This is a genomic window from Nesterenkonia sandarakina (genome assembly GCF_003003175.1).
Lineage (GTDB): Bacteria > Actinomycetota > Actinomycetes > Actinomycetales > Micrococcaceae > Nesterenkonia > Nesterenkonia sandarakina_A.
On the sequence record NZ_PVTY01000005.1, the window covers coordinates 130,466 to 156,673 of the forward strand.

Below are 26,208 nucleotides of genomic sequence, written 5' to 3' on the forward strand. Positions count from 1 at the left end.
ATCAGCGTCACACCGCCGACAAAGCGGAGAAACGCCCTGCCTCTAGCCTGAGTCCAGGCAGCCCAGCAGCTGCCTCGACTGAAGGCCTCACGGGGAGGATCGGCGTATGGCGAGTCCGGCACAGCAGCCGGTGGCGGGTGACTCTGCGCTGCGTCTGCATACCCGCTCCGGGGAGATCCAGGTCAGCGGCGACACCCTGCACCTGCCTGACCCGGACGCCACCCCGGTCCAGCTGGCGCCCGGGCCGCTGGCGCTGATGCGCGCGCTGATGAAGGCCCAGGGGGCCGTGCTCTCCAGGGAGCACCTGCTGGCCGTGCTGCCGCACTGCGGCTCAGAGCACGCCCTGGAGATGTGGGTGTCACGGCTGCGTCAGGCGCTGCCCGACCCGTCGATGGTCAAGACCGTGGTCAAGCGCGGCTACCGGCTGGTGGTCTGACCGGCGCTGGGCTCGTCGGACTCCTGACCCGGCTGCGCGACGACCGTGCCGATCTCGCCGGTCTCCGGATCCCAGCCGTCGGCCCATTCTCCGGTCGCGAAGTCGTAGCCCACCGGAGTGCCGTCCTCATCGGTGCGCTGGTACCAGTCGGTGTAGTCGTCGTGCTCGGAATCCACCTCGGCGCCGGCACCCTCACCCGGGTGGGTGGGGACCACCTCGATGGCGAAGTCGTCGCCGTAGCGCTGTACGCCGTCGATGACGGCGTTGCTCACGGCGAGATCTGCATAGTGATCCCGCAGCGCGTGCGGATCGGTCGCGAGTTCACGAGACCAGGCGATCATGATCAGGATCAGCACCAGCGCGAAGGGCAGCGCGGTCACGATCACCAGGGACTGCAGACCCTCGAGCGCGGTCTCATCGCCGAGCAGCAGCATCACGGTGGCCACACCGGCCATGACGAGGCCCCAGAACACCACGACGATCTTGTTCGGGTCCTGGTCGCCGCGGGTGGTCAGGATCCCCATCACCACGGAGGCCGAGTCTGCCGAGGTGATGAAGAAGATCGCGAGGATCACGACCACGACGATCGGCATCCACTGCAGGAAGGGCAGGGCGTCGATGACGGCGAAGAGCACCTGGGGCGCACTCAGGTCCGGACTGACCTCGCCCTGGCCCTCGCGAGAGAGCCACATGGAGGTTCCACCCATGACTCCGTAGGCCACGAAGAGCAGCGAGGAGGGGACCAGGATGACGCCGAGGATGAACTGGCGGATGGTGCGGCCGCGGGAGACCCGGGCGATGAAGATGCCGACGAAGGGCGACCAGGAGATCCACCAGGCCCAGTAGTAGACCGTCCACGTCGACTGGAAGTCCAGGGTGTCCTGACCCCAGGAGGCGGAGCGGCCCATCATCTCGAACATCGTCCCGAAGTACTCCATCAGCGAGGACGGCAGCAGGTTCAGCAGGAACAGCGTGGGTCCGGCGAAGAAGAAGAGCGCGATCACGCCGATGGTGAGCACGATGTTGATGCTCGAGAGGTAGCGGATGCCGCGCGAGATCCCGGAGACCGCCGAGACCACGAAGCAGGCGCTGAGCACGGCGATGATCCCGATCATCATGGCGTTGGTCAGCTCCGAGGCGCCGGAGACGATGACCACGCCCTCGCCGATCTGCATCACCGCGATGCCCAGCGCCGCGGCGGTGCCGAAGAGGGTGGCGATGATGGCGAACATGTCGATCATCTGACCGGCGAAGCCTTCGGAGTGCTTCTTGCCGAACATCTTCTCGAAGATCGCCGACATCAGCGGCACCCGGCCGCGGCGGTAGGCGGCGTAGGCCACCGCGCCGCCGACCAGGGCATAGATGCCCCAGGCATGGAGGCCCCAGTGGAAGTAGGTCTGAGCCATCGCGCTGTGCAGCGCCTGCTCGGACTCCGGTGCGTGGTCCAGCGGCGCCGGCACATTGTGGAAGTAGGTCAGCGGTTCGGCCGGCCCCCAGAAGAGCACGCCGATGCCGATGCCTGCAGCGAAGAGCATCGCGATCCAGGCGAAGGTCGAATACTCCGGCTTCTCCCCGTCCTTGCCCAGCGGGATCTTTCCATAGCGGGTGAACGCCAGGATGAGCAGGAAGACCAGCACCACGATGGCCAGTGCGTTGAAGAGCCAGCCCGCATGGACCATGGTCCAGTCATAGGCGACCCCCGCCACCTCGCCGACGCTCGCCGGGTTCACCACGCCCCAGATCACGAAGGCCACGGTCAGCACACCGGTGATCGCGAAGATCAGCCAGTCGATGCTGTAGCGCCTGCGCTGCTCGTCGATGCCGATTCCGGGCACCAGCGCGGGGTGGATGTTGTGCGGGTAGGTCGACCGAGAGATCGGGTTCAGCTGGCCCAGCGCCTGGCCGGCCTGGCGAGAGACCCGGCGGGTCTCCTCACCCAGCCGCTGGCTGCGGGTGCGTGGCTCTTCTTCGGACATCAGTGGTGTACCTCAATCGTGGTGTCTCCCCCCGGCGCAGGTGGCGGAGGACATGTGCAGGTGCGAGTGAGTGATCGCAATAGCCGCGAGTGTGCCTGGTCCGGGCGCGAGCCGCTACGGCTCCCGGATGAAGGTCAGGTCGAAGATCTTGCGTCCGACGGCGAGCGCCTTGGTCTCGAAGTCCGTCTGGGTGCGCCCGGGGAACCGGGGGGCCCAGCCGCCGTCGTCGTCCCGGGCCTGCTCCAGCTCCAGCGGTGCCGGCTCCTTGCCCATCGAGATCGCGTCCAGGTCATGGAGCCGGACCTCGGTCAGCGGGGAGGCGTCCCCTGCACGCTCCCCTGCGTGCGGGTTCTTGAACCGGGCGGAGGCACCGATGAGGGTGCGCATCTGCACGGCATAGCCGGACCAGTCGGTGGCCAGCCGCCAGACGCCGCCGGCGGGCAGGACCCGTGCGACACGGTCGATGAAGCTCTCATCGATGAGTCGACGCTTGTTGTGCTTCTTCTTGTGCCACGGGTCCGGGAAGAAGATCCAGACCTCGGCGACCTCGCCGGGGGCGAAGAGCTGATCCAGGACCTCGGGCGCGTTGGCCACGGCGACCCGGACGTTGCTCAGCTGCTCCCGGCGGATCCGGCTGACCAGCTGGGCGGCGCCGGGCTTGTAGACCTCGATGGCCAGGAAGTCGGTGTCCGGGTTCGCGGCGGCGGCATGGGCGACAGCCTCCCCGGAGCCGGAGCCGATCTCCACGACGATCGGGGCGCTGCGGCCGAACTCGGCGGCCCAGTCGATGCGGAAGCCCTCGGCCACTGAGGTGTCGCGCTCCCCATGGGGGATCTCCAGCAGCTCCTTGCCCAGGGCCGCGTCCCAGGTCCGCTGGTAGCTGGGCTTGAGCCGGTTGCTGCGTCGGACGAAGGAGAGCGGCCGGCGCATCGGCAGCGCCCGGCGGGGGGTCTCGGCGCCGGTGGGCGCGGGTTGGGAGATGTCGGGCTGGGAGGTGTCGGGCTGGGAAGTCACCGCTACAGGATAGCGGAGGCCCCCTCGAGGAACTCCTGCAGCAGCGGCCCGTTGGTGGACCCGCCGAACTCTCCCTCCTCCAGGAAGATCGCCACGGCGAGGTCGCCCTGCATCGCGATGACCCAGGTGTGGGCGTAGGAGTCGTCGCCGTCGCCGGCCTCGGCGGTGCCGGTCTTGGCATAGATCGGCTCGCCCGGGACGTCGACGAGGGACTCCAGCGAGCCGAAGTTCACGGTGTCGGTCATCAGCGTGCGCAGGTCCTCGGCCTCGGCCTCGCTGATCCCGCTCTCCGGGGTCTCCACGTCCTCCCCCGGCACGACCAGGTGGGGGTGGACGGTGCTCCCGGCGGCGATCGAGGCGGTGACGGTGGCCATGCCCAGGGTGGAGGACTCCACCACGCCCTGGCCGAAGAGGTTGGAAGCATGCAGGTTCAGCTCGGAGTCCTGCGGCACGGAGCCCATCCGAGCCGGCACTCCGAGATTCGTCTCCTCGGTGATGCCCAGGTCGACCGCGGCCTGGTGGACCTCTTCGGAGCTCACGTCGTCGTAGGCGTCCGCGAAGACGGTGTTGCAGGAGACCGCCACGGCATCGCGGAACGGAATCTCGCCGATGTACTCCGAGGGGAATCCGCTGTAGTTGCCGAAGGACTGTCCGTGCACGGTGGTCCGGTTCGAGCAGGTCACGTCGGTGTCGGGGGTGAGCCCGTCGCGCAGCATGGCAAGCGAGGAGACCACCTTGAAGGTGGAGCCCGGCGCGTAGGTCGACTGGGTGGCGATCTCCACGAAGCCACCGTCAGGGACATGGCTGGCGGCGGCGAGGATGCCGCCGTCGGAGGGCCGGATGGCGACGATGGCGCCGGTGGTGTCCTGATCGTCGACGATCTCCTGGGCGAGGTTCTGCAGCCGCGGCACCATGGTGGTCTCGACGTCTCCGCCGTCCTCGGGGTCCACCGAGTAGAGGGTCTCGCCGTTCATCTGGATCGCCATGCCCGGGGTGCCGCGGAGAGTGTCCTCGTAGGAGGCCTGGATCCCGGAGGTCCCGATGGTGTCGCCGACGCTCAGGCTCGGGTCCTCCTCCAGGGACTCGGCGGTGACCGGTCCCACGCGGCCCAGCAGCAGCGGGGCGAAGTCTCGGGAGTCTGCCAGGGACATCTGGTCTTCGATGGCGAGGGCCCCGGAGATCGCTTCGACATCGGTGGCGGTGACGTCGCCGTCGGAGCTGCGCAGCGTGATGGCTTCGACGAAGGCCAGATCGCCGCCGCCGAGCACGCTCTCGACATAGGGATCCACCGGGATCTCGACCAGCTCGGCGAGCGCCTCGGCGGAGGCACGCAGCGTGTCCTCGTCCGCGGGCTCCCCGTCCTGCGCCAGCTGTGACTTGTCGATGCCCAGCCGCACGACGTCGCGGTTGTAGACCATGGCCTGTCCGGCGTCGTCCATGATCCGGCCGCGGTCGGCGGGAGTGGTGCCCAGGCTCACCGTCTCTCCACCGGTGTAGTCGGGCAGGATGATCTCGGGCTCGGCCTCGAGCGCCCAGACCTCGGACTCCTCGTCGTAGACGAGCTCGGCAGTGGTCTCATAGGTCCAGGCCTCGCCGTCGATGCCGACGTCCTCGAGCTCCCAGCTGTGCTCCAGCGGGACCGTGGCGGTCACCGGTCGGGGCGAGTCCTCGGGCGGCACGTCGAGCTCGATCTCCCCGGGGGTCACCTCCGGAGTGAGCTCTCCGAAGGGTGCGTGGAGGTTCTCCACGGCCGCGGCCATGGTCTCGGGATCCCCGGATGCGAAGCTCAGCGCGGAGAAGTCCCCGCTGGAGATCGCCTCGGCCAGGGCGCCGGCGGCCTCGTCCACCGAATCGGCCGGGTCGGCGCTGCAGCTGGTGAGCATCAGGACTGCTGCGACCCCCACGGCACTCGGAACCATCAGCCGGGAACGTGAGGAGACAGACATGGATCCAGTATCGCGGCCTCCCCGGCGCGTTGCAGGCAGGACTCGCTGACCAGCGGCGGGTACGGCCGGCCGGCTCATCGGTCAGCGACCTGACGGGCGGGGTTCCCAGAGGACCAGCGCCTGGGTGTTCGCCCGGCCACGACGTCCATGGGGCACCGTGACCACGTCTCCGTGCGGGCCGACGGCGAAGAAGCGCGGCTTGGTGGAGTGCCGCTCGGATTCGCGCAGCTCTTGGCGCAGCGCCTCGACGGTCTCCTCCAGGGTCTCGATCCGGTTCTGCAGGTCGAGGACCCTTCGGATGCCCTCCAGCGAGACACCCTCCTGGGAGAGCTGCTGGATCTGCTGGAGCTGCTCGATGTTGTACGGCGAGTAGCGCCGGTGGCGTCCGCCCTGGCGCCCCGGGGTGACCAGGCCGATCCGGTCATACTGGCGCAGCGTCTGCGGGTGCATGTCGACGAGCTCGGCGGCCACCGAGATCACGAACATCGGCGCGTGCCGGTGGTCATGGTCACGCATCCAGGGGTCCACCATCACAGCACCGCCTTCGCCTCGAGGTCCTTCCGGGGATCGAGCCCCTTGGTCGCCTCCGCATAGGCCTTCACGGCCTCGACCGCCTCGTCGGAGAGGTCCTTGGGCACGTGAACCTCCACCGTGACCAGCATGTCGCCGGCGACCTCGCGGCCCTTCTCCTTCCGACGCACCCCGTGGCCCTTGAGCCGCAGCACGCGTCCGGAGGACACACCAGCAGAGATCTTGATGTTGACCTTCTCGCCGTGCACCGTCGGGACCTTCACGGTGGCGCCCAGGACCGCCTCGTCGAAGGCGACGGGCAGGTGGATCCGGATGTCGTCGCCGTCACGCTCGAAGAGCCTATGTCCCGAGACGATGACCTCGACCAGGAGGTCACCGGCGCCGCCGGGGCCGGGCTGGCCCTTGCCCTTCACACGCACCTTCTGGCCGGTGCGGATCCCCGCGGGGATCCGGACGTCGATGACGCCGCCGTCCGGCTCGCGCAGGCCCACGGTGGTGCCACGGATGGCCCCGCCGAAGGAGATCGTGGTCCCCGCGGTGCGGTCGGCGCCCTTCGCCGGCGCCCCGCCTCCGCCGAACCTGCCGGAGCCGCCGAACCCGCCGGCCCCGCCGAAGAGGTCCGAGAGGTCGGGGCCGCCTGAGCCGCCGCGGCCGAAGCCGCCGCGCCCGCCGCCGGAGCCGCCGTTGAAGAGGTTGCCGAAGAGATCTTCGAAGCCGCCTCCCCCGCCGGGGCCCGGGCCGCCCGAGAATCGGGCGCCCGAGCCCATGGCGCGGACGGCGTCGTACTGTTCGCGCTGCTCTTTGTCAGCCAGCACGGAGTGGGCCTCAGCGACGTCCTTGAACTTCTGCTCGGCGGCATCATCACCGGGGTTCTTATCGGGATGGTGCTTCCGGGCGAGCTTTCGGTACGCCTTCTTGATGTCCTCCTCGGAGGCATCGCGGGAGACGCCGAGGATGGCGTAGAAATCTTTATCGATCCAGTCCTGTGAGGCCATGGCGCCTCCCTCCTTCCTGCTGCTCTAGGTTCAGCTCTGCTCGGGCCCGGAAGAGACCATCACCTGGGCCGCCCGAAGCAGGCGGTCACCGTGGCGATAGCCGGCACGCAGCACGATGGCCACGTGGTCGGCGGGGATCTCGTCGTGGGGCTGAGTCATGATGGCCTCGTGCTGGTTGGGATCGAAGGCTTCCCCGATCTCACCCACCACCTCGAGCCCCTGGCTCTGCAGCAGCGACTCCAGCCGGCTCGCGATGTGTGCGAACGGACCGTCCTGGAGATCTCCGGCCTGCCGGGCCGAGTTGATGTCATCCAGGACCGGCATCAGCTCGGTGATGAGCTGACCCTTGGTCCGGTCGCGCTCGGTCGCCCGATCGCGCTCCACCCGACGGCGATAGTTGATGTACTCCGCCTGGAGCCGCTGCAGGTCAGCCTGCAGCTCGGCCTCGCGGAGACCGTCCTGGGCAGGAGCCTCCTCGCGGATGCTGTCCTCGGCCAGGACCGCGTCCGGATCCATCGCCATGGCGGCCTCGGCGATCGCTTCTTCCTCCGTGCCACGGAGGAACTCATCGGCCGCCTGGATCCGCTCTTGAGGCTCAGTCTCGACACCACCGGTGAAGCCGTCCTCCGCAGAGACTTCCACGAGCTCGGGCTCCTCGGCCACACGGGGGTCGACATCCTCCGACGTCGTGCCGGCTGCTTCGGCCGCCGTGACCGGGTCTCCGGTCTCGCCGTAGCTCTGCTGCCGGCCCTCGCCGCCGAGGGCCTCGATGTCCTGCGGGTCCTCCTCGGGGAGGTCCTGCAGGATCTGTTCGGCCTGGGCCAACGGGTCCTGCACGGGATCCTGCTCCTCGGGCTCCTCGGCGTCGGGAACCTCAGGGTTCTTGTGATCTGCCATGTGTCAGACCCCCTACTTCTTCTTCTCGGCTTCGTCCTCTTCGTCGACGACTTCTGCGTCGACGATGTCCTCATCCTCGTTCTGCGCGGGCTCACCGGTGCCGTTGGCAGCGGCATCAGGGGCCTGCGCGTAGAGCGCCTCGCCGATCTTGACCTGGGAGGCCTGCAGCTTCTCATAGGCGGCGTTGACCTCGTCGGCGTTGTCCTCGCCCTCGAGTGCCTTCTTGAGCGCATCGACGTCGGCCTGGACCTCGGTCTTGACCTCCTCGGGCAGCTTGTCGCCGTTGTCCTTGAGCAGCTTGTCCACCGAGTAGGCGGTGGACTCCGCGGCGTTGCGCTTCTCGGCTGCCTCGCGACGGACCTTGTCCTCCTCGGCGTGAGCCTCGGCGTCGGCGACCATGCGCTCGATGTCTTCCTTCTCCAGCGAGGTGCCGCCGGTGATGGTCATCGACTGCTCGGTGCCGGTGCCCTTGTCCTTGGCGGAGACGTGGACGATGCCGTTGGCGTCGATGTCGAAGGTGACCTCGACCTGCGGGACGCCGCGGGGTGCCGGCGCGATGCCGGTCAGCTCGAAGGTGCCCAGAGCCTTGTTGTCCCGGGTGAACTCCCGCTCGCCCTGGAAGACCTGGACTGCCACGGAGGGCTGGTTGTCCTCGGCGGTGGAGAAGACCTCGGAGCGCTTCGACGGGATGGCCGTGTTGCGCTCGATCAGCTTGGTCATCACTCCGCCCTTGGTCTCGATGCCCAGGGACAGGGGGGTGACGTCGATCAGCAGCACGTCCTTGCGCTCACCGGCGAGCACGCCGGCCTGCAGGGCTGCGCCGACGGCGACGACCTCGTCCGGGTTGACGCCCTTGTTGGCGTCCTTGCCGGCGAGCTGCTTGACCAGCTCGGCCACGGCGGGCATACGGGTGGAGCCGCCGACGAGGATCACGTGGTCGATCTCAGCGATCTTGACCCCGGCCTCCTTGATGACGTCGTTGAACGGCTTCTTGGTGCGGTCCAGCAGGTCCGAGGTCATGTCCTCGAACTTCGCCCGAGACAGGGTCTCGTTGACGTGCACCGGGACGCCGTCGTTCTGGGTGGCGTAGGGGATGTTGATGTTGGCGCTGGAGGTGGAGGAGAGCTCCTTCTTGGCGCGCTCGGCCTCTTCCTTCAGACGCGGGACGGCGATCTTGTCCTTGGAGAGATCGACGCCCTCCTTGGCCTTGACCTGCGCGAAGAGCCAGTCCATGATCCGCTGGTCCCAGTCGTCGCCGCCGAGGCGGTTGTCACCGGAGGTGGAGCGGACCTGGATGGTGGAGAAGTCGTCCTCGTCCTTGCCGACCTCGAGCAGGGAGACGTCGAAGGTGCCGCCGCCCAGGTCGAAGACCAGGATGAGCTCGTCCTCCTTGCCCTTGTCCAGGCCGTAGGCCAGGGCCGCGGCAGTGGGCTCGTTGACGATGCGGGAGACCTTCAGGCCGGCGATCTCGCCGGCCTCCTTGGTGGCCTGGCGCTCGGCGTCGTTGAAGTAGGCCGGCACGGTGATGACGGCTTCGGTGACGTCCTCGCCCAGGTAGGACTCGGCGTCGTGCTTGAGCTTCATCAGGATGCGGGCGGAGATCTCCTGAGGGGTGTACTTCTTCCCGTCGATCTCCGTGGACCAGTCGGTGCCCATGTGGCGCTTGACCGATGCGATGGTGCGGTCGGGGTTCGACACTGCCTGGCGGCGTGCCACCTCGCCGACGAGGACCTCGCCGGACTTGGAGAAGCCGACGACCGAGGGGGTGGTGCGCGCACCCTCGGCGTTGGCGATGACGGTGGGCTCGCCACCTTCGAGGACTGTGACCACCGAGTTGGTGGTTCCGAGGTCGATGCCTACTGAGCGGGACATGGGGTCTCCTTTCGAGAGCGGTATTGAGCGAACTGCACTCAAGTCTTGTACTCGCGTGACGTGGTGTCAAACTGACTTGAGTGCAGTCGACTCAACTTTCTACTCCCGCTCCAACCACAGCGCGTGGGATTCCATTCCCGGCAGGCGATTCTGCGCGGTGACTGCGGCTGGAATCAGCTCACATCGCGATGCCGATGTACTTGGTCTCGAGGAACTCCTCGATGCCGGTGTCGCCGCCCTCGCGGCCCAGGCCCGACTCCTTGATGCCGCCGAAGGGGGCGGCCGGGTTGGACACGGCACCCTGGTTCAGCCCCACCATGCCGGACTCCACAGCCTCAGCGACCCGGATGCCGCGGCGCAGGTTCTCCGTGTAGACGTAGTTGACCAGCCCGTATTCGGTGTCGTTGATCCAGGAGATGACTTCGGCCTCGGTGTCGAAGGGGGTCAGCGGGGCGACCGGCCCGAAGATCTCCTCACGGCGCATCCGCGCTCCGGCGGGAATGTCGGTGAGCACCGTGGGCGGATAGAAATACCCGTCGCGGTCCACCGGCGTGCCGCCGATCAGGACCTTGGCCCCGCCCTCGACCGCATCGGTGACCAGCTCATCGACCTTGCCCAGCTGCTTGGCGTCGACCAGCGGCCCGACGCGGACTCCGTCCTCCACTCCGCGTCCGAGGGGGAGCTTCTCCATCTCGGCGGCGAGCTTGGCGGCGAACTCATCGATCACGCTGCGGTGGACGAAGATCCGGTTGGCGGCGGTGCAGGCCTCGCCGGTGTTGCGCATCTTGGCCAGCAGCGCGCCCGCCACCGCGGCGTCGATGTCGGCGTCCTCGAAGACCACGAATCCGGCGTTGCCGCCGAGCTCCATGGAGGTCCGCAGCACGCGCTCGGAGGCCTGCTCCAGCAGCTTGCGGCCGACCCCGGTGGAGCCGGTGAAGGAGAGCTTGCGGGCGATGCCGGAGCGGATCAGCGGCTCCATGACCTTGCCGGCGGTGGAGGTGACCAGGATGTTCACGGCCCCGGCGGGGAGTCCGGCCTCGTGCAGGATGTCGGCGAGCGCGAGCATCGACAGCGGGGTGAGCTCGGCGGGCTTGAGCACCGAGGTGCAGCCGGCGGCGATCGCCGGACCGAGCTTCCGGGTGCCCATGGCCAGCGGGAAGTTCCAGGGGGTGATCAGGATCGTGGGTCCCACGGGCTGTTTGGCCACCAGGAAGCGTGCACCCCCGGCGGGCGCGGTCTGGTAGCTGCCGCTGATCCGGGTGGCCTCTTCGGCGAAGTGCCGGAAGAACTCGGCGGCGTAGGCGACCTCGCCGTAGGAGTCGCTCAGCGGCTTGCCCATCTCGAGGGTCATCAGCAGGGCGAGGTCGTCCTTGCGCTCGTGCATCAGCTCGAAGGCGCGCATCAGGATGTTCGCCCGCTCGCGCGGCGCCATTGCGGCGAGACCGGACTGTGCGGCCTCGGCCGCCTTCAGCGCGTTCCACCCGTCCTGCTCCGAGGCGTCGGCCACGGTGCACAGCAGCCTGCCGGTGGAGGGATCGATGACCTCCAGGGTGGCGCCGCCCTCGGCGTCCACCCATTCGCCGTTGATGAAGAGCCGCTTGGGAACCGCCTCGATCAGGCTGGATTCACGCTCTGCGGTGATGGTCTGCTCTGCCATGTGTCCTCCTTGAGGGGGTGCGTCGGACGTGACGTGGGCCTTCCCTGGCCAGCCTACGCCGCTGGCGCCGCCGACGTCGCTGGGATCTCCTGCGGGCGTGCGCGCCAGTCTGGCCATGCGCCTCGATCACGGCTAGCCTGGAGACCAACAAGATTGTCAACAATCCGAAAGGTGTTCTCGATGGCGACGCTGTCTCCCCAGTTGAAGCAGGCGACTCCCGTGGTGGCGACCCGGGGTGAGGGCGTGTGGCTCTATGACGAGGCGGGCCAGGCGCATCTGGACTTCACCGCCGGCATCGGGGTCACCAGCACCGGACACTGCCATCCGCATGTGGTCGCCGCCGCGCAGGCGCAGGTGGGAAGCCTGATCCACGGCCAATACACCACGATCATGCACCAGCCGCTGCTCACGCTGACCGAGCGGCTCTCCGACGTGCTCCCGGCCGGCCTGGACTCGGTGTTCTTCTCCAACTCCGGCTCGGAGGCCGCCGAGGCCGCGCTGCGTCTGGCCCGCCAGGCCACCGGACGACCGAACATCGTGGTCTTCCAGGGCGGCTTCCACGGGCGCACCGTGGCGGCGGCCTCGATGACCACCTCCGGCACCAAGTTCCGCGCAGGCTTCAGCCCGTTGATGTCAGGCGTCGTCGTCGCGCCGTTCCCGAACCCGAGCCACTACCGGGAGTACGGCTGGGATGCCGAGCAGGCGACCGACTTCGCGCTCAAGGAGCTGGACCTGCTGCTGCAGACCCAGTCCAACCCGGCGGACACCGCGGCGTTCCTGGTGGAGCCGGTGCTCGGCGAGGGCGGCTATGTGCCGGGCAACGAGCGTTTCTTCGCGGGACTGCGCGAACGTGCCGATCGGCACGGGATCCTGGTGATCATCGACGAGGTCCAGACCGGCTTCGGGCGGACCGGGAAGTTCTGGGGACACGACCACTTCGTCTCCGCCGACTCCCCGCGGCTTCCCGACATCATGATGTTCGCCAAGGGAATCGCCTCGGGCTTCCCGATCTCCGGAATCGCAGCCTCGGCCGAGCTGATGGGCAAGGCCTGGCCGGGCTCCCAGGGCGGAACCTACGGCGCCAATGCGGTGGCCTGCGCCGCCGCGGTGGCGACGCTGGAGGTGATCGCCGACGAGGGGCTGGTCCAGAACAGCGCCGTGCGGGGCGAGCAGCTGCGCGCGGGCCTGCGCCAGATCGCCGTCGAGGCGAACACCCGGGCGAAGGCCGCCCGCATCGCCGAGGTCCGCGGCCTGGGCCTGATGGTGGGCAATGAGTTCCGCGACGCCGACGGCGCACCGGACCCCGCCACCGCCACGGCGGTCCAGCAGGAGGCCGCCCGTCGGGGTCTGCTGCTGCTGATCTGCGGATCCTGGGGCGAGGTTGTCCGCTTCATCCCGGCGCTGGTGGTCTCGGAGTCCGAGGTCGACCGGGCGCTGACGCTGTGGTCCGAGGCCGTGGCCGCCGTCGTCGCCTAGGAGCCGGTGCAGCCGGTGCAGCCGGTGGGGTGGCGTGATCGCGCCACCCCGCCGGCTACCAGACGCGCGAGGTCAGCTGCGGGTACTTCGGGGACATGTCGTCGCCCGAGGAGGTGCGCGTGACCCGCCGCCGGACCCAGGGGTAGAGGTAGTCCTTGGTCCAGGTCAGCTCGCCGATCAGACGCTCAGGCAGCGAGGCCACCGGTGCGGTGTCGACCTCGGGGTCCTCGATCTCGTCCTTCTCGCCGAGGACCTTGAGCACCTCCTTGGCCATGAGCATGTGCCCGGCGATGCCCAGGTGCATCCGGTCCTCGTCCCAGTAGCGCCAGTCCTGGAACTCACGCATGTGCCAGAAGTCGACCAGGTCCAGGTCAAGGTCGGCTGCGATCTTGCGCACGTGCTCGTTGTAGATGGCGGTGCGTCCGCGGGTGGCTTTGAACAGCGGCGCCTTGCCGGAGTCGAAGCCGGTGAACAGCACCACGCGCGCCCCGCTGGCCAGGAGCTTCTCCACACCCCAGCGGTAGCGCCCCATGAGCGCGTCGATGTTGACCGTGGGACGCAGGATGTCGTTGCCGCCGGCGTAGACGGTCACCAAGGTCGGGTCCAGCCCGATCGCAGGGTCCAGCTGCTCGTCGAGGACCTGCTCGAGCTTCTTGCCGCGCACCGCGAGGTTCGCGTACCCCCAGGAGGAGTCGTTGGCGATCAGCTGGCCGGCGACCCGGTCGGCCCACCCGCGCACCCCGTTGGGGCTGGACGGATCGATGTCCGCCACGCCTTCGGTGAACGAGTCCCCGAGGGCGACGAAGCGTTTCTGAAAAGGACCGTCGAGTTGATCTGATGCGGACATTGAGCCCTCCCGTTCGCATGCGGCTGGCGTACTCTAGCCACAACCCTACCGGTGGGCAGGCCAGGACTGAACCCGGTGCGGGGGCGGCGTCCCTGCTCAGCCGAGCAGGTCCTGGATCTGCTCCTCGTTGAGCGGTCGGGTGGCCCGCCCCTCGAGCAGGAAGGCCAGCTGGGCCGAGACCTCGAGCTCCTCGGCGGCATTGACCGCGTCCTCCAAGGAGCTGCCGGCCACGATCGAGCCGTGGTTCGCCAGGATCACGGCCGGACCCCGCTGTCCCGCCGCAAGGATGTCGTCCAGGACCGCGGGGGACCCAGGCTTGTAGTAGGGCACGGTGGGAACGTCTCGACCCAGCCGCATGATGAAGTACGGGGTCAGCGGCGGGATCGGCTGTTCCTCGTCGAGGCAGCTGATCGCGGTCACATAGGTGGAGTGCAGGTGCACGACGGCGGCGGCCTGGGGCCGGGCCTGATACATCGCCTGATGCATCACCACCTCTTTAGAGGGCTTGGGGCCCGCGGTGTGCACCCACTGCGCGTCGAGCTCCGAGAGGGCCTGGGGGTCGAGCCGTCCCAGCGAGGAGTTCGTGGGCGTCATGAGGAACCCGTCGCCGCTGCGGACGCTGATGTTTCCCGCGCTGCCCACGGAGAAGCCGCGCGCGAACAGGCTCGCTCCCAGGGCCACGACGCTCTCCCGCAGCGTGTTCTCGTTCCCAGCCGGTGCTGTCATCGGTGGTGTCCTCTCCTCGGCGGGTGCCGGGTCAGGCTGCGCGAGGTGCGCAGCGGATGCGTGCAGCCTCTCTTGGGGCCGGCTCTTCTCTGGGACGCCCTAGAAGATCGCGCTGGCGATCAGCAGGGTGACCAGGGTGGTGGCCCAGGCGATGGTCGTCGGGATGGACCAGACCAGCATCTGATGCTTGGCGTTCTTCACGCCCAGCATCCGGTTGACCACCCAGAAGAAGCTGTCGTTGAAGTAGCCGAAGAACAGCGAGCCCAGCGCTGCGGCCTGGGCGGCGAGCACCATGTTCACATCGGGCACCTGGGCCAGGATAGGCGCTGAGATCGAGGCGGCGGTGATGATCGCGACGGTGCCGGAGCCCTGGATGATGCGCACCACCGTGGCGATGATGAACGGGATCATGATGGTGGGAAGCGGCAGCCCTGCCACCCAGGCGCCGATGGAATCGCCGGTGCCGCTGTCGCGCAGGACCGCGCCGAGCGCGCCGCCGGCGCCGGTGACCAGCAGGATGATGCCGGCGGCCTGGACTCCCTGCTCCATGTCATCCAGGGTGCCCTGCCGGCTCTGCTTGCGGGTCAGACCGTAGATGGCGACCAGCACGCCGGCCAGCAGCGCGATCACCGGGTTCCCGATGAAGGCCGCGATCGAGACGAGCGTGGCGGGGATCTCCAGGATCCCGGCCTCGGCGATGTAGGCGGAGACGGTGTTGATGAAGATCAGCACGATCGGCAGCAGGATGGGCAGGATCGCGAGGAACAGCGAGGGCAGCTCCTTCTCGCGCTCCTCGGCGCGGGTCTGGAACTCGTCGAAGGCCTCGGTGGGGGTCAGCGCCTCGCCGGTGTCGGCCTCGATCATCGCCTCGATGCGCGGTCCCATGATCTTCGCGTAGATCACGATCAGGAACAGCGCCGGCAGGGTCAGAATGATGCCCCAGAGGATCATCTCCCCGATGCTGACCCCGAAGATCCCGGCCGCGCCGAGCGGACCGGGGGTGGGCGGCACGGCGTGGTGGGTCAGGATCAGACCGCCGGCCAGGGAGATGCCCAGCGTCAGGACGGAGCGTCCTGTGGTGCGGCTGAGCGACTTCACCAGCGGCGAGAGGATCACGTACGCGCTGTCCACGAAGATCGGGATGGAGATGATGAAGCCGGCACCCGCGAGCGCCCACTCCTCCTTCTTCTTCCCGAGCCAGCGGATCAGGGTGTACGCGAGCTTCTCTGCCGCGCCGGAGACCTCGAGGATCCGGCCCATCATCACGCCGAGGCCGATGACCAGACCGATCGTGGCCAGGGTGGAGCCGAAGCCGGTGGTGATGGAGTCGATCACCTCGTCCGGGGCCATGCCTGCCGCGAGGCCGGCGATGGATGCGGCGATGATCAGCGCCAGCACCGCGTGGATCTTCGTGCGCAGCACGAAGAAGATCAGCAGCGCCACCGCCGCCGCCAGGCCGATGATGGCCGCAAGCTCCGAAGAGCCCATCGTTTCAGTCATGGTGTCCTCCTTGACACGTCATACAGGTCTGCTGGGTTGCTGGTCAGGCCACGAACTCGGCGTGGAACTGACGCACTGCTGATTCGAAGCTGCTGTCTGGGGCGAAGCCCAGTGCGAGGGTTGCGTCCACGTCGAAGGCGCCGGGCCAGGAGCAGACGATGTCCATCACCGCCTGGTCCGGGACCTCGCTGACCAGTGCGCGCGCCTCTGCACCGCCGACGGCCTCCAGCGCCTGGAGCATCTCGCCCACGGTGACGCTGACGCCGGGGATGTCGAGCACCCGCCAGGCGGGAAGCCTCTCGGCCGGCACCAGGTAGGCGTGGACCAGGTTCGCCACGGCGGTGTTCGGCGAGGAGAGCCACATCCGGGTGTCCAGCGGCACCGGACACACTGCCGGGATGCCCTGCAGCGGCTCGCGGATGATGCCGCTGGCGAAGGAGGAGGCCGCGGAGTTGGGGCTGCCCGGGCGCACCGAGATGGTGGGCAGCCGAGCGATCCGCGCGTCCACCCATCCCTTGCGGGAGTACTCGTTGACCATCAGCTCCCCGATGGCCTTGAAGGCGCCGTAGGTGGACTCGGGCTGGGTGGCCAGGTTGGACGGGACGACGTCGGGCATGTCGCCGCCGAAGACCGCCAGCGAGCTGGTGAAGATGAAGGTGGGCGGGGAGTCGAGCCGGCGGGCGGTCTCGAGCAGCTGGTGCGTCGCATCGACGTTGACCCGGTGGGCGAGGTCGAAGTCCTCGGCCGATCCTCCGGAGAGCACCGCTGCCAGGTGGTAGATCCCGGCGGTGTCGGCGTCGATGACCCGCTCCAGCAGCGCCGGGTCGGCGAGGTCTCCGGTGTGGGAGACCACGCGTGGATCATCCAGCGTCGACGGGCTGAGATCCAGCGAGATGACCGTGGTGAGCGGGTGTGGGAGCTTCCCGGCATCAGCCGCGGCGAGCAGTTCGGTGATGACCCGGCTGCCGAGGAACCCGGCACCTCCGGTGACGACGATGTTCATGAGGCAGTGGTGTCCTTTCGGGCGTCGGCGGTTGCCGTGATCAGGTCCACGCCGAGCTCTGCCGCGCGCTCACGGGCAGGCTCGGGGAGGGCGGGGTCGGTGATGATTCCTTCGAAGGCTTCGAAGGAGATGGCCTTGAAGGCGGCGACGCGCCCGTACTTCGAGCTGTCGGTGGTCAGATAGGCGCGCACGCAGTTCTCGATGATGGCGCGCTTGACGATGGCCTTGGCCTGGCTGGGCACGGAGAGGCCGCGCAGGTCGAAGCTGGAGGCCGAGACGAAGGCCAGGTCGATGTTGAACTCGCCGAGCTCGGCGGCGGTCAGCGGACCGTCGGTGGACATGTTGCCGGAGTCCAGTCGGCCGCCCAGCACGTGGACCCGCGCCTGCGGGTGCTCCCCCGCGGCTGCGGCGACGACGAGATCGTTGGTCACGACGTCGAGGCCCTCGGTGCCGGCGCGGGCGACCAGGGTGCGGGCCAGGGAGAGCATGGTGGTGCCCGCGTCGAGGTAGACCAGATCCCCGGGTGAGACCAGGTCTGCCGCGCGGGCGGCGATGGCGTCCTTCTCGGTGGGTCGGATGCCGAGCTTCGCCTGGTGGGTCGCGTCGAGCTGGATCCGCGAGGGCATGGTGACTCCCCCGCTGACCGAGACCAGCCGTCCGGCATCCTCGAGCATCTTGATGTCCCGACGGATCGTCATGTGCGAGACGCCCAGGACCTGGGTGAGCGCGGCGATGCTCACCGCGCCCTGGTCCTCGACCATGTGGACCAGCCGACGTCGGCGCTCGTCGGGGATCATGCCCCGGCCTGCTCGGGCGTGCTCTGCCGGGTGCCGGGCTGGGTGAACCCAGGCTGCGCGATGCCGGTCTGAGCGGCCCGGTAGCGGGCGAACCAGCCCAGCCCGGCCTCTGTGCCGGCCGCGGGTCGATACTCGCAACCGATCCAGCCGGTGTAGCCGCTGGCATCGAGCAGGTCGAAGAGGTACGGGTGGTTCAGCTCGCCGGAGTCAGGTTCGTTCCGATGCGGCACCGAGGCGATCTGGATGTGGCTGGTCAGCGGAGCGACGCGGCGGATCAGTCGGGTCAGGTCTCCCTCGGTGATCTGTGCGTGATAGAGGTCGAGCTGGAGCCTGATGTTGGGGTGGTCGATCTCCTCGATCAGCTCCACGCCGGCGCGCACGCTGTCGACGAAATAGCCCGGCATGTCCACCGGGTTGATCGGCTCGATCAGCACGCGCACCCCGGCGTCCGAGGCGACCTCCGCGGCCTCCCGCAGCCGGGTGATGTAGCGGCTTCGGGCCTCCGGGTCCGCGCCGGGGACCCCGGCCATGACATGGAGCTGCCGACACTGAAGTGCGCGGGCGTATTCCATCGCGGTGACCAGGCCTGCGCTGAACTCAGCATCGCGTCCCGGAAGTGAGGCGATGCCGCGCTCACCCGCCGTCCAGTCCCCGGCCGGGGCGTTGAACAGCGCCTGGGTCAGGCCCGCGGCGTTGAGCGCCGCGGCGACGTCCTCGGCGGAGTGCTCATAGGGGAAGAGATACTCCACGGCGCGGAATCCGGCCTCGGCGGCGGCGGCGAACCGGTCCAGGAAGGGGCGCTCGGTGAACATCAGGGTGAGGTTGGCGGCGAACTGCGGCATCAGGCGGTGTCTCCGTCCCGGTCGGTGAGCTGCTGGGCCGTGCTGAAGAAGTCCTCGTCGCCGAAGTTCCCGGACTTCAGCGCGAGATCGAGCGTCCCCTGGTCCACGCCGGGCAGCGTCCGGGTCCATGGCACCCCCGGCGCGATCTGCGGTCCGACCTCGAATCCGCGCACGCCGAGCCCCTGGGTGACCGCCCCGGAGGTCTCGCCGCCGGCGACGATGAAGCGTCGGGTGCCGTGGGCGCGCAGCGCGCCCGCGAGCCGGGAGAAGAAGTCCTCGATCGCTGCGGAGAGCTCCTGGGCGCCGTGCTGCTGCTGGGCCGCGCGCACCTCATCGGGCGAGGCCGTGGCGTAGACCAGCGGCGCCAGTGCGTCGGGACCCTGCTGCCGGGTGACCCAGTCGAGGACCTCTGCGCAGTAGGCCTCCGCGTCAGCCAGCACCGAGTCGATGTCCAGGGCGAGGGCGGCGGCGCGGGTGCGGTAGGCGTGCACCTGGGCGTTGGTCATCTGGGAGCTCGAGCCGGAGAGCACCACGGCGGGCCCGGGGGCGAAGCTCCAGTCCGTGGCGGCAGAGGAGGAGTCTCCGGCCTCAGGCTCGGTGACCGCGCGGGCCCGGGTCACCGCACGGGCCAGTCCGTAGCCGATGCCGGATCCACCGGTGATCAGCGGCATCTGGGTGAGCGCCTCGCCGAGGGTCTCGAGGTGGCGCATCTCCACGGTGTCGGGCACGGCATAGCGGGCACCGGAGGCCCGGGCATCCTCCAGGGCCTGTCGCACGGCCTCCAGACCGGCCTCCACGGTGGCGTACGGGAGGACGACGGCGCGGCCGCGCGCCTGCGCCTGCATGAGTCGGACCAGGCTGGAGTCGGTCATCGGGGTGACAGGATGGTCGCGCATCCCGGATTCGTCCAGCGGCTGGTCGTGGACGAAGAGGTGTCCCTGGTACACGGTGCGGCCGTTCACCGGCAGCGCAGGGGCGAGCACGGTGAACTCCTCCCCCATCGCGTCCAGCAGCGCGTCGGTGACCGGGCCGATGTTGCCCTCGGCGGTGCTGTCGAAGGTGGAGCAGTACTTGAAGATGATCTGCTCGGCACCGTGGGAGTTCAGTGCGGCGAGCGCCTTCAGGCTCTGCGCCACGGCCTCCGCGGATGGGATGGAACGGGTCTTCAGGCTGATCACGGCGGCGTCGACCCGGTCGTCGAGGTGTTCCGGGAGGTCTTCGGGACTGGTGAACTGAACCGTGGTCATGCCCGCGGAGACCAGGAATCCGGCGATGTCGGTGGCCCCGGTGAAGTCGTCGGCCAGCACTCCTATACGCAGCGCCATGAAGTCCCTCCCTCTCGTGTGCGGCCGGAGGCATTCACCGGCATGAACCCGACTGTGAATCTTCACAGCCAAGTTCACATAAGCTAACATGGCGTGCGGAGAATGTGAAGCCGATCACGAGACGAGGACCACAGATGACCGAGAACTCTTCCACGCCGAAGGTGACCTTCGTGGGCATCGGCGCCATCGGGCTGCCGATGGCCACCCGGGTCGCCGCTGCAGGATTCGACCTGACCGCCGTCGACTTCTCGGCCGCACAGCGCGCGGCCGCTCAGGAGAAGGGACTTCGGGCCGAGGACTCTGCGGCCTCCGCGGCCGTCGCGGATGCGGTCATCGTGATGGTGGCCACCGCAGAGCAGCTGCACAGCGCCGCCCTGGGTCCGCGGGACGGGGCGGGTCCACGGGAAGGGGCGCCCGACGCTGCGCGGCCAGCGGGTCTGATCGGCGCGATGCGACCGGGGGCGAGCCTGATCGTGATGAGCACCGTGGGCCCCGAAGCCGTGCAGGCGCTCGTGGAACCCGCCCGGGAGCGCGGGATCACGCTGGTCGACGCTCCGGTCACGGGCGGGATCGCGCGGGCCGCTCTGGGCTCGCTGCGACTCTTCGTCTCCGCCGACTTCGCCGGCCTGGAGGAGAACCGCTCACTGCTGGAGTCGATGGGCACGGTCGTGGAGTGCGGCACCGCGATCGGCGACGGCCAGGCCTTCAAAGCGGTCAACCAGCTGCTGTGCTCAGTGCATATCGTCGCGGCCGCCGAGGCGCTCGCCCTGGCCGAGAAGCTCGGACTCGATCCGGCCCAGGTCCTCGAGGCTGTGGCGGAGGGAGCGGCCGGCTCCTTCATGCTCAGCGACCGGGGCCCGCGGATGCTCCAGGGACCGGAGGCCCAGGTGGCAAGCGCGGTGGGAATTTTTGTGAAGGACTCGTCCCTGGTGAGCGAGATCGCGAGCGCACACGGCTTCGAGGCGCCGATGCTCGAGGCTGCGCGAGCGAAGTACCTGGAAGCCGGCGAGGCCGGTCTGACCCGGCACGACGACTCCCAGGTGATCGCCACATATCAGCGGTAGAGCGGGTTGGCTCCGCCTGGCTGCTCGGAGGCTGCCACCGGGGCCGGCGCGGTGCCGGCGCCGAAGGGTGACCCTCCGAGCGCCTCGCGGCCGTGCTCGCTGAGCCAGTTCGCCAGGTCCGGTCCGGCCGGGACGATCTGGGTCGGATTGATGTCCTCGTGGACCTCGTAGTAGTGGCGCTTGATCTGGTCGAAGTCCACCGTGTCCCCGAAACCGGGGGTCTGGAACAGGTCCCGGGCGTAGGCCCAGAGGTTCGGCATCTCGGTGAGCTTGTTCCGGTTGCACTTGAAGTGCCCGTGGTACACCGGGTCGAAGCGGACCAGGGTGGTGAACAGCCGCACATCGGCCTCGGTGATGTGCTCCCCCATCAGATAGCGGCTGCCGGCCAGGCGGTCCTCGAGCCAGTCCATGGCGGTGAAGAGCCGGTCATAGGCATCCTGATAGGCGCCCTGGGAGCCGGCGAAGCCCGCTCGGTAGACCCCGTTGTTGACCTCGGTGAAGATCCGCTTGATCACCGGCAGCATCTCGTCGAGCTTGTCCTCCGGGAGCAGGTCGGGTGCTCCCTCGCGGTGGTGCTCGCGCCACTGGGTGGACAGGTCGAGGGTCAGCTGCGGGTAGTTGTTGGTGACCACTCCGCCGGAGGGGACGTCGACCAGCGCCGGGACGGTGATGCCGCGCGGATAGTCGGGGAAGCGGGCGAAGTAGTTCTGCTGCAGCCGCTCGGTGCCCAGCACCGGGTCCACCCCGCCCTCATCCAGGTCGAAGGTCCAGGAGCGTGCGTCGTGCGTAGGTCCGGGGGTGCCCAGTGAGATGGCGTCCTCGAGCCCCAGCAGGCGGCGGATGATGATCGAGCGGTGGGCCCAGGGGCAGGCGCGGGCAGCCACGAGCCGGTAGCGGCCGGGCTCGACCGGCCAGGCCTGTCCGCCCTCGGTGAGTCCCGCCATGCGCGGGTCTCCGATCGACGATGACTCCTCCTGCGGCGCCGACTGCGCCGCCTGCGGATCGGCGACCACGCGGTCCTCGATGTAGTTGGTGTCACGGGTGAACTCTCCCCCGGTCACGTAGGCACCCTTGGTGGAATGCTCGGTGCCGGCGGTCTTCTGCGGTTCGCTGTTCTGGGCCATGGGCTCAGCCTACGCGGCCCGATCGGTAGGCTGAGCCCATGTCTGAGCCCAGCCCGGTGCGGCGGATCACCTGCGAGAACCCTTCCCCGATGACGCTGCAGGGGACGAACACCTACGTCATCGGCGGGGATCAGGCCTCGGCGGTGGTGATCATCGATCCCGGGCCCGCGGATCACCCCGAGCATCTGGCGCAGGTGCGCGCCGTCGTCGGCCCGCGCAGGGTGTCGCAGATCCTGGTCACACATCGTCATGCTGACCACACGGGGGCGGCGGCGAGCTTCAGCGAGGCCTTCGCGGCGCCGGTGCGCGGCCACAGCCCTGCGCAGTGCATCGGAGTCGCGGGTCGGCCGGCGGAGCCGCTGCGCGACCAGGAGAGCATCGAGCTCGGCGGTCTGCGGCTGCGCGTGCTGCACACCCCCGGGCACACCTCCGACTCCGTCTGCCTCTGGCTGCACGCCGCCGGCGACCACGGCTCCACAGACCAGGGCGTCACAAACCAGGGCGTCACAAACCAGGGCGTCACAAACCAGGGCGCGCTCGCGCCGGGCGAGCAGGCCATGTTCACCGGGGACACCATCCTGGGCGAGGGCACCACGATGCTCGATCACCCGGACGGGACGCTCACCGACTATCTGGGCAGCCTCCGCAGGCTCGGCGAATATGCCCAGGCCAGGCTGCTCCCCGCCCATGGGCCGGAGCAGCCCAGCGTGGCCGCGGCCGCCGAGCGCTACCTCACCCACCGGCTGGAGCGTCTGGATCAGGTCCGCTCTCTGCTCATCGCGGCCGAGAGTGACGGAGTCACGCTGGACGCGGAGGCGCTGGGCGTACGGATCTACGGCGAGCGCAGCGCACTGCCGGCGGGGATCACCACCAAGATCGCCGCCGCCCAGCTGCAGCACCTTCAGCATCTCGGCGAGCGCTGAGCCTAGAAGGGCCGGGTGATGTGCTCCGCCTCGGTCCAGCGGACCGACTCCAGCGTGATGCCCTCGGCGTTGAGGTGGTCCAGCAGCGCCGACGCCGCGGAGTTCAGCCGCTCAAAGGCATCTGCCCCGGCTCCGCCGGTCACCCCTGCGGCGTAAAAGCTCAGCCTCAGCCCGCGCCGACCGCGCGGATCGTGGAACTCGCCCTTGGCCACCGAGAGCTGACCGTCGGTCACTCCCACCAGCGGCCCCTCCTCGATGTCGGCGCGGAAGGGGTCCATGAACCCGGTGAGCTCCTCCACCGCGTCGTCCACCGCGATCAGATCCTCGGCGAAGACCTCGGCATGGAGCACAGCCCATTCATCGGCCGCCAGGGGGCGCCGCCCCCACGCAGCGCGTCTCTTCCAGCGCAATGATCCTCCTGTGGTGTGGTGTGGAGACCCGTCTGGGCACCGCAGGCGCGAAGCTGACCGCGCCGCCCATCTCTGACCTCTAGGATAGCGAGCATGAGCAACCACACGGCCGTCATCACTGGTTCCACCGCCGGCCTCGGCGCAGCGTTCGCGCGCCAGCTGGCTGCACAGGGCTACGACCTCGTGCTGGTCGCGCGCGATGGGCAGCGTCTGCGGATGCAGGCCGAGTCCATGGCCTCGCAGTACGGGGTGAAGACCTCCGTCATCGTCGCGGATCTGGTGACCGACGACGGCGTCGCCGCGGTCCAGGAGCGGCTGGCCGATCGCACCAATCCGGTGCATCTGCTGGTGAACAACGCCGGACATGGCCTGGCCACAGACTTCATCGACTCCGACCTCGACGATGAGCGCAAGCTGCTGCGCCTGCACGTGCAGACCACCATGGAGCTCTCCCACACGGCCGCCCGGGCGATGACGCGTCGGCGCGGCGGGCGGATCATCAACGTGGCCTCGGTGGCGGGCTACACGCCCACCGGGACCTACTCCGCCGCGAAGTCCTGGGTGATCAACTTCTCCAAGGGGCTGCACTCGCAGCTGCGTTCCTCCGGGGTGACGGTCACCGCGCTCGTGCCCGGCCTGATCCGCACCGAGTTCCACCAGCGCTCCGGCATCAAGATCAAGTCCGCGAAGCGCTGGATGTGGCTGGACGCCGACGACGTCGTCCGCCAGGCGCTGACCGCCAACGCCCAGGGGGCCTCGACCTGCGTGCCGGCACGCAGCTATCAGATGCTCACCGCCGGACTGCGCTTCATGCCCGACTCGATGGTCCAGTGGGCCGTTGACAAGCGGACCGAATCCCCAGGCCGCGGCGAGAGCACCGAGGATCAGCCCGAGGGCAGCCCCTCAGCCGGTGCTGAGTACGGCGACGGCACCGCAGAGCCCACCACCGAGGCGATCAACACCGTGGATGCCTATAAGTCCGCCAAGGCCAAGATCTCGGCCAGGAGCAGCACGAAGCGGGAGTCCCAGCCCCCGACCGGGTGAATGACCGGACCGGCTCACCCGGGCCAGGAGCTGTGCGAGCTCAGCGCGGGCGGCGCGGGGAGCTTGGCCGCGGAGGCGCTTCACCGGGACGACGTGTGGCCGCGGCACCGAAGGTCTCCTCGGCATCCTGATCGGCGGAGGCTCCTCGCGCATCAGGGGCCCCTGGTCCTGCATCCCGCCGCGACCGGGCAGCGACCGGATCAGCAGCCCCCGGCACCTCGCCCTTCGGCAGAGCCACGGTCTGCGTGGCCGCGACATCCTCGGGATACGCGGTGCCGTCGGCGTCGAGCTCCGGTCCGTCCTGGCGCTCCTCCTGGCGTCCGAGCCGCTCGCGATACGCCTCGGCTCCTGGGCCGGAGAACTCCCGGTTGCGCTGCACCGCGGCGATCGACCCGGTGAACACCGAGGCACCCTCCCCCGCCTGCGTGACCGGCTGGGAATCGTCGTCGGGATCGACGACGCCGACCTGCCCGGTGCGCACCGGCGCCGGGGACTTCGCCAGGGCCTCCTCGTTGGTCATCAGCATCCGCTGGGTGAAGACCGCATACGGGTGCTCGGCGCGCAGGTAGTTCACCAGATCCTCGCGGACCAGGCAGCGCAGATCCCACAGCTCTCCGGAGTTCCGGGCGGAGACCACGACGCGGACCTTGATCATGCCGCCCACGGCGTCGGTGACCTGGAGCGAGTAGTCCCGACCGTCCCAGAGCGAGGCGGAGTCCAGCAGCCGCTTCAGCCGGGCGCGCAGCGGGTCCATCGGGACGCGCCAGTCGACATCGAGCTCCACGGTGCCCAGGATCTCGGTGCCCACCCGGGTCCAGTTCTCGAAGGGGGTGGCCACGAAGTAGCTGGAGGGGTAGATGAAGCGACGCTCGTCCCAGGACTTGATGACCACCGCGGTGAGCGTGATGTCCTCCACCGTGCCGAAGTCGCCTTCGACCACCACGACGTCTCCGGCGCGGATCGAGTCCGTGAAGGCCAGCTGGATCCCGGCGAACACGTTGGTCAGCACCGACTGCATCGCCAGGCCCACGACCACGGAGGCCACGCCGGCCGAGGCCAGCAGCCCGGCGCCGAGCGCGCGGACCTGCGGGATCATCAGCATGATCGCGGCCACCGCGAGAGTGATGATCACAGCGGTGAGAATCCGGCGGATCAGCGACACCTGGGTGGCCAGCCTGCGGCCGCGCCGGTCCTCCACGTCGAGCTCGCCGTCGGCGTATCCGATGTATTTGGAGTAGATCATCGCCTCGGCGATCCGCACGATCCGCAGCGCCCACCAGGCGATGCCGATCACCACCGCGACCAGCAGCACGAAGGAGACCGGCTGGAACCATGCCGCGGCGCTGAGCAGGATGTTCAGCGTGAACCAGGATCCGATCAGCACCAGGGTGACGAACAGCGGGGTCCGCGTCCGGTTCACCGCATGCTTGACCCCGTCGTTGTTCCGGAAGATCTGCTTGAGCAGCATCGAGGACATCACCGTGACCACCAGGGCGATCACCACGGCGATGACCAGCCCGGTGATGATGCCGAAGAACGGCCCCTGCTCGGCGATCAGCGTTTCGAGCCCCTCCGGGACGCTCCCCTCGACGATGTCACCGACCTCCTGCGTGGGCTGCCCGTCACCGGGGGCGAGATCGGCGGCGTCGTCGGGGTCGGTGACATCGGCGGCACGCGGACTGGCGAAGGCCAGTGAGCTCGGGGAGAAATCCATCCGGGAAAAGACCATGGCCAGCATCATGCCACGCCGTTCTGGACAGGTACTGGACCACCACGAGGCGTCCGGTGTGTGGGCTCTCACGT

Annotated in this window: 23 protein-coding genes; 5 read left to right on the forward strand and 18 right to left on the reverse strand. The window is 68.9% G+C overall.

The window, feature by feature from the left end:
• Nucleotides 1–106 precede the first annotated feature (106 nt).
• Nucleotides 107–436 carry a winged helix-turn-helix domain-containing protein gene (locus BCL67_RS05590; RefSeq protein WP_106122466.1) on the forward strand — a complete coding sequence of 110 codons (330 nt, stop codon included), beginning with the start codon at nt 107–109 and terminating at the stop codon, nt 434–436.
• Here BCL67_RS05590 and BCL67_RS05595 read toward each other — a convergent pair.
• The 8 genes from BCL67_RS05595 to BCL67_RS05630 form a co-directional block, all read right to left on the reverse strand.
• Nucleotides 418–2,412, reverse strand: a complete 1,995-nt coding sequence (locus BCL67_RS05595; RefSeq protein ID WP_106122467.1) for a BCCT family transporter — start codon at nt 2,410–2,412, stop codon at nt 418–420. The genes BCL67_RS05590 and BCL67_RS05595 overlap by 19 nt on opposite strands.
• Before the next feature lie 114 nt (nt 2,413–2,526).
• A complete protein-coding gene (gene trmB, locus BCL67_RS05600; RefSeq protein WP_258174779.1) occupies nt 2,527–3,426 on the reverse strand; it encodes a tRNA (guanosine(46)-N7)-methyltransferase TrmB in 900 nt (299 codons plus the stop codon).
• 2 nt (nt 3,427–3,428) lie between these two features.
• The gene (locus tag BCL67_RS05605; RefSeq protein ID WP_106122468.1) at nt 3,429–5,372 is read right to left on the reverse strand and encodes a penicillin-binding transpeptidase domain-containing protein; all 1,944 of its coding nucleotides are present in this window, start codon (nt 5,370–5,372) and stop codon (nt 3,429–3,431) included.
• A gap of 81 nt (nt 5,373–5,453) precedes the next feature.
• On the reverse strand, nt 5,454–5,888 hold the full coding sequence (locus BCL67_RS05610) for a heat shock protein transcriptional repressor HspR (RefSeq protein WP_106122548.1): 435 nt from the start codon (nt 5,886–5,888) through the stop codon (nt 5,454–5,456).
• A gap of 14 nt (nt 5,889–5,902) precedes the next feature.
• Nucleotides 5,903–6,898 (reverse strand): DnaJ C-terminal domain-containing protein, encoded by a 996-nt coding sequence (locus BCL67_RS05615; RefSeq protein ID WP_106122469.1) that lies wholly within the window; start codon nt 6,896–6,898, stop codon nt 5,903–5,905.
• 30 nt (nt 6,899–6,928) lie between these two features.
• Complete coding sequence (locus BCL67_RS15745; RefSeq protein ID WP_258174781.1) at nt 6,929–7,795, reverse strand: nucleotide exchange factor GrpE; 867 nt, start codon at nt 7,793–7,795, stop codon at nt 6,929–6,931.
• Nucleotides 7,796–7,807: 12 nt separating this feature from the next.
• Nucleotides 7,808–9,667, reverse strand: coding sequence for a molecular chaperone DnaK (gene dnaK / locus BCL67_RS05625; protein ID WP_106122470.1), 1,860 nt, complete (start codon nt 9,665–9,667; stop codon nt 7,808–7,810).
• Between the two features lie 178 nt (nt 9,668–9,845).
• The gene (locus BCL67_RS05630; RefSeq protein ID WP_106122471.1) at nt 9,846–11,324 is read right to left on the reverse strand and encodes an NAD-dependent succinate-semialdehyde dehydrogenase; all 1,479 of its coding nucleotides are present in this window, start codon (nt 11,322–11,324) and stop codon (nt 9,846–9,848) included.
• Nucleotides 11,325–11,504: 180 nt separating this feature from the next.
• Here BCL67_RS05630 and BCL67_RS05635 point away from each other — a divergent pair, with 180 nt between their 5' ends.
• Complete coding sequence (locus BCL67_RS05635) at nt 11,505–12,800, forward strand: aspartate aminotransferase family protein (protein ID WP_106122472.1); 1,296 nt, start codon at nt 11,505–11,507, stop codon at nt 12,798–12,800.
• Between the two features lie 55 nt (nt 12,801–12,855).
• Here the strand turns inward: BCL67_RS05635 and BCL67_RS05640 are convergent, their stop codons facing one another.
• The 7 genes from BCL67_RS05640 to otnK form a co-directional block, all read right to left on the reverse strand.
• The gene (locus BCL67_RS05640; protein WP_106122473.1) at nt 12,856–13,647 is read right to left on the reverse strand and encodes an SGNH/GDSL hydrolase family protein; all 792 of its coding nucleotides are present in this window, start codon (nt 13,645–13,647) and stop codon (nt 12,856–12,858) included.
• A 96-nt stretch (nt 13,648–13,743) separates the two neighbouring features.
• A complete protein-coding gene (gene otnC / locus BCL67_RS05645) occupies nt 13,744–14,373 on the reverse strand; it encodes a 3-oxo-tetronate 4-phosphate decarboxylase (RefSeq protein ID WP_106122474.1) in 630 nt (209 codons plus the stop codon).
• A 99-nt stretch (nt 14,374–14,472) separates the two neighbouring features.
• Entirely contained in the window at nt 14,473–15,873 is a 1,401-nt protein-coding gene (locus BCL67_RS05650) for a GntP family permease (RefSeq protein WP_258174782.1), read from the reverse strand.
• Nucleotides 15,874–15,916: 43 nt separating this feature from the next.
• Complete coding sequence (denD, locus tag BCL67_RS05655) at nt 15,917–16,876, reverse strand: D-erythronate dehydrogenase (protein WP_106122476.1); 960 nt, start codon at nt 16,874–16,876, stop codon at nt 15,917–15,919.
• Nucleotides 16,873–17,673 carry a DeoR/GlpR family DNA-binding transcription regulator gene (locus BCL67_RS05660; RefSeq protein ID WP_106122477.1) on the reverse strand — a complete coding sequence of 267 codons (801 nt, stop codon included), beginning with the start codon at nt 17,671–17,673 and terminating at the stop codon, nt 16,873–16,875. The genes denD and BCL67_RS05660 overlap by 4 nt, the downstream gene beginning before the upstream one ends.
• On the reverse strand, nt 17,670–18,515 hold the full coding sequence (otnI, locus tag BCL67_RS05665) for a 2-oxo-tetronate isomerase (RefSeq protein ID WP_106122478.1): 846 nt from the start codon (nt 18,513–18,515) through the stop codon (nt 17,670–17,672). Before otnI ends, BCL67_RS05660 begins: the two co-directional genes overlap by 4 nt.
• The gene (gene otnK / locus BCL67_RS05670) at nt 18,515–19,840 is read right to left on the reverse strand and encodes a 3-oxo-tetronate kinase (protein WP_106122479.1); all 1,326 of its coding nucleotides are present in this window, start codon (nt 19,838–19,840) and stop codon (nt 18,515–18,517) included. Before otnK ends, otnI begins: the two co-directional genes overlap by 1 nt.
• Before the next feature lie 134 nt (nt 19,841–19,974).
• On the opposite strand from otnK, the gene BCL67_RS05675 reads away from it, so the two are divergent.
• The gene (locus tag BCL67_RS05675) at nt 19,975–20,904 is read left to right on the forward strand and encodes an NAD(P)-dependent oxidoreductase (protein WP_106122480.1); all 930 of its coding nucleotides are present in this window, start codon (nt 19,975–19,977) and stop codon (nt 20,902–20,904) included.
• On the opposite strand, the gene BCL67_RS05680 is transcribed toward BCL67_RS05675, so the two are convergent.
• Nucleotides 20,895–22,028, reverse strand: a complete 1,134-nt coding sequence (locus BCL67_RS05680) for a glutathione S-transferase family protein (protein WP_106122481.1) — start codon at nt 22,026–22,028, stop codon at nt 20,895–20,897. The genes BCL67_RS05675 and BCL67_RS05680 overlap by 10 nt on opposite strands.
• 38 nt (nt 22,029–22,066) lie before the next feature.
• Between BCL67_RS05680 and BCL67_RS05685 the strand changes: the two genes are divergently transcribed.
• On the forward strand, nt 22,067–22,951 hold the full coding sequence (locus BCL67_RS05685; RefSeq protein WP_106122482.1) for an MBL fold metallo-hydrolase: 885 nt from the start codon (nt 22,067–22,069) through the stop codon (nt 22,949–22,951).
• A 2-nt stretch (nt 22,952–22,953) separates the two neighbouring features.
• On the opposite strand, the gene BCL67_RS05690 is transcribed toward BCL67_RS05685, so the two are convergent.
• The gene (locus BCL67_RS05690) at nt 22,954–23,361 is read right to left on the reverse strand and encodes a hypothetical protein (protein ID WP_181255898.1); all 408 of its coding nucleotides are present in this window, start codon (nt 23,359–23,361) and stop codon (nt 22,954–22,956) included.
• 93 nt (nt 23,362–23,454) lie between these two features.
• On the opposite strand from BCL67_RS05690, the gene BCL67_RS05695 reads away from it, so the two are divergent.
• Nucleotides 23,455–24,405 carry an SDR family NAD(P)-dependent oxidoreductase gene (locus tag BCL67_RS05695; protein WP_258174783.1) on the forward strand — a complete coding sequence of 317 codons (951 nt, stop codon included), beginning with the start codon at nt 23,455–23,457 and terminating at the stop codon, nt 24,403–24,405.
• Nucleotides 24,406–24,445: 40 nt separating this feature from the next.
• Here the strand turns inward: BCL67_RS05695 and BCL67_RS05700 are convergent, their stop codons facing one another.
• Complete coding sequence (locus tag BCL67_RS05700) at nt 24,446–26,119, reverse strand: mechanosensitive ion channel family protein (protein ID WP_181255899.1); 1,674 nt, start codon at nt 26,117–26,119, stop codon at nt 24,446–24,448.
• Between the last annotated feature and the right edge of the window lie 89 nt (nt 26,120–26,208).

Bases quoted from the DNA above. Each gene is read 5' to 3' on its own strand.
- BCL67_RS05590 (WP_106122466.1), top strand. From the start codon at position 107: ATGGCGAGTCCGGCACAGCAGCCGGTGGCGGGTGACTCTGCGCTGCGT.
- BCL67_RS05595 (WP_106122467.1), bottom strand. From the start codon at position 2,412: ATGTCCGAAGAAGAGCCACGCACCCGCAGCCAGCGGCTGGGTGAGGAG.
- BCL67_RS05605 (WP_106122468.1), bottom strand. From the start codon at position 5,372: ATGTCTGTCTCCTCACGTTCCCGGCTGATGGTTCCGAGTGCCGTGGGG.
- BCL67_RS05610 (WP_106122548.1), bottom strand. From the start codon at position 5,888: ATGCGTGACCATGACCACCGGCACGCGCCGATGTTCGTGATCTCGGTG.
- BCL67_RS05615 (WP_106122469.1), bottom strand. From the start codon at position 6,898: ATGGCCTCACAGGACTGGATCGATAAAGATTTCTACGCCATCCTCGGC.
- BCL67_RS15745 (WP_258174781.1), bottom strand. From the start codon at position 7,795: ATGGCAGATCACAAGAACCCTGAGGTTCCCGACGCCGAGGAGCCCGAG.
- dnaK (WP_106122470.1), bottom strand. From the start codon at position 9,667: ATGTCCCGCTCAGTAGGCATCGACCTCGGAACCACCAACTCGGTGGTC.
- BCL67_RS05630 (WP_106122471.1), bottom strand. From the start codon at position 11,324: ATGGCAGAGCAGACCATCACCGCAGAGCGTGAATCCAGCCTGATCGAG.
- BCL67_RS05635 (WP_106122472.1), top strand. From the start codon at position 11,505: ATGGCGACGCTGTCTCCCCAGTTGAAGCAGGCGACTCCCGTGGTGGCG.
- BCL67_RS05640 (WP_106122473.1), bottom strand. From the start codon at position 13,647: ATGTCCGCATCAGATCAACTCGACGGTCCTTTTCAGAAACGCTTCGTC.
- otnC (WP_106122474.1), bottom strand. From the start codon at position 14,373: ATGACAGCACCGGCTGGGAACGAGAACACGCTGCGGGAGAGCGTCGTG.
- BCL67_RS05650 (WP_258174782.1), bottom strand. From the start codon at position 15,873: ATGACTGAAACGATGGGCTCTTCGGAGCTTGCGGCCATCATCGGCCTG.
- denD (WP_106122476.1), bottom strand. From the start codon at position 16,876: ATGAACATCGTCGTCACCGGAGGTGCCGGGTTCCTCGGCAGCCGGGTC.
- BCL67_RS05660 (WP_106122477.1), bottom strand. From the start codon at position 17,673: ATGATCCCCGACGAGCGCCGACGTCGGCTGGTCCACATGGTCGAGGAC.
- otnI (WP_106122478.1), bottom strand. From the start codon at position 18,515: ATGCCGCAGTTCGCCGCCAACCTCACCCTGATGTTCACCGAGCGCCCC.
- otnK (WP_106122479.1), bottom strand. From the start codon at position 19,840: ATGGCGCTGCGTATAGGAGTGCTGGCCGACGACTTCACCGGGGCCACC.
- BCL67_RS05675 (WP_106122480.1), top strand. From the start codon at position 19,975: ATGACCGAGAACTCTTCCACGCCGAAGGTGACCTTCGTGGGCATCGGC.
- BCL67_RS05680 (WP_106122481.1), bottom strand. From the start codon at position 22,028: ATGGCCCAGAACAGCGAACCGCAGAAGACCGCCGGCACCGAGCATTCC.
- BCL67_RS05685 (WP_106122482.1), top strand. From the start codon at position 22,067: ATGTCTGAGCCCAGCCCGGTGCGGCGGATCACCTGCGAGAACCCTTCC.
- BCL67_RS05695 (WP_258174783.1), top strand. From the start codon at position 23,455: ATGAGCAACCACACGGCCGTCATCACTGGTTCCACCGCCGGCCTCGGC.
- BCL67_RS05700 (WP_181255899.1), bottom strand. From the start codon at position 26,119: ATGGATTTCTCCCCGAGCTCACTGGCCTTCGCCAGTCCGCGTGCCGCC.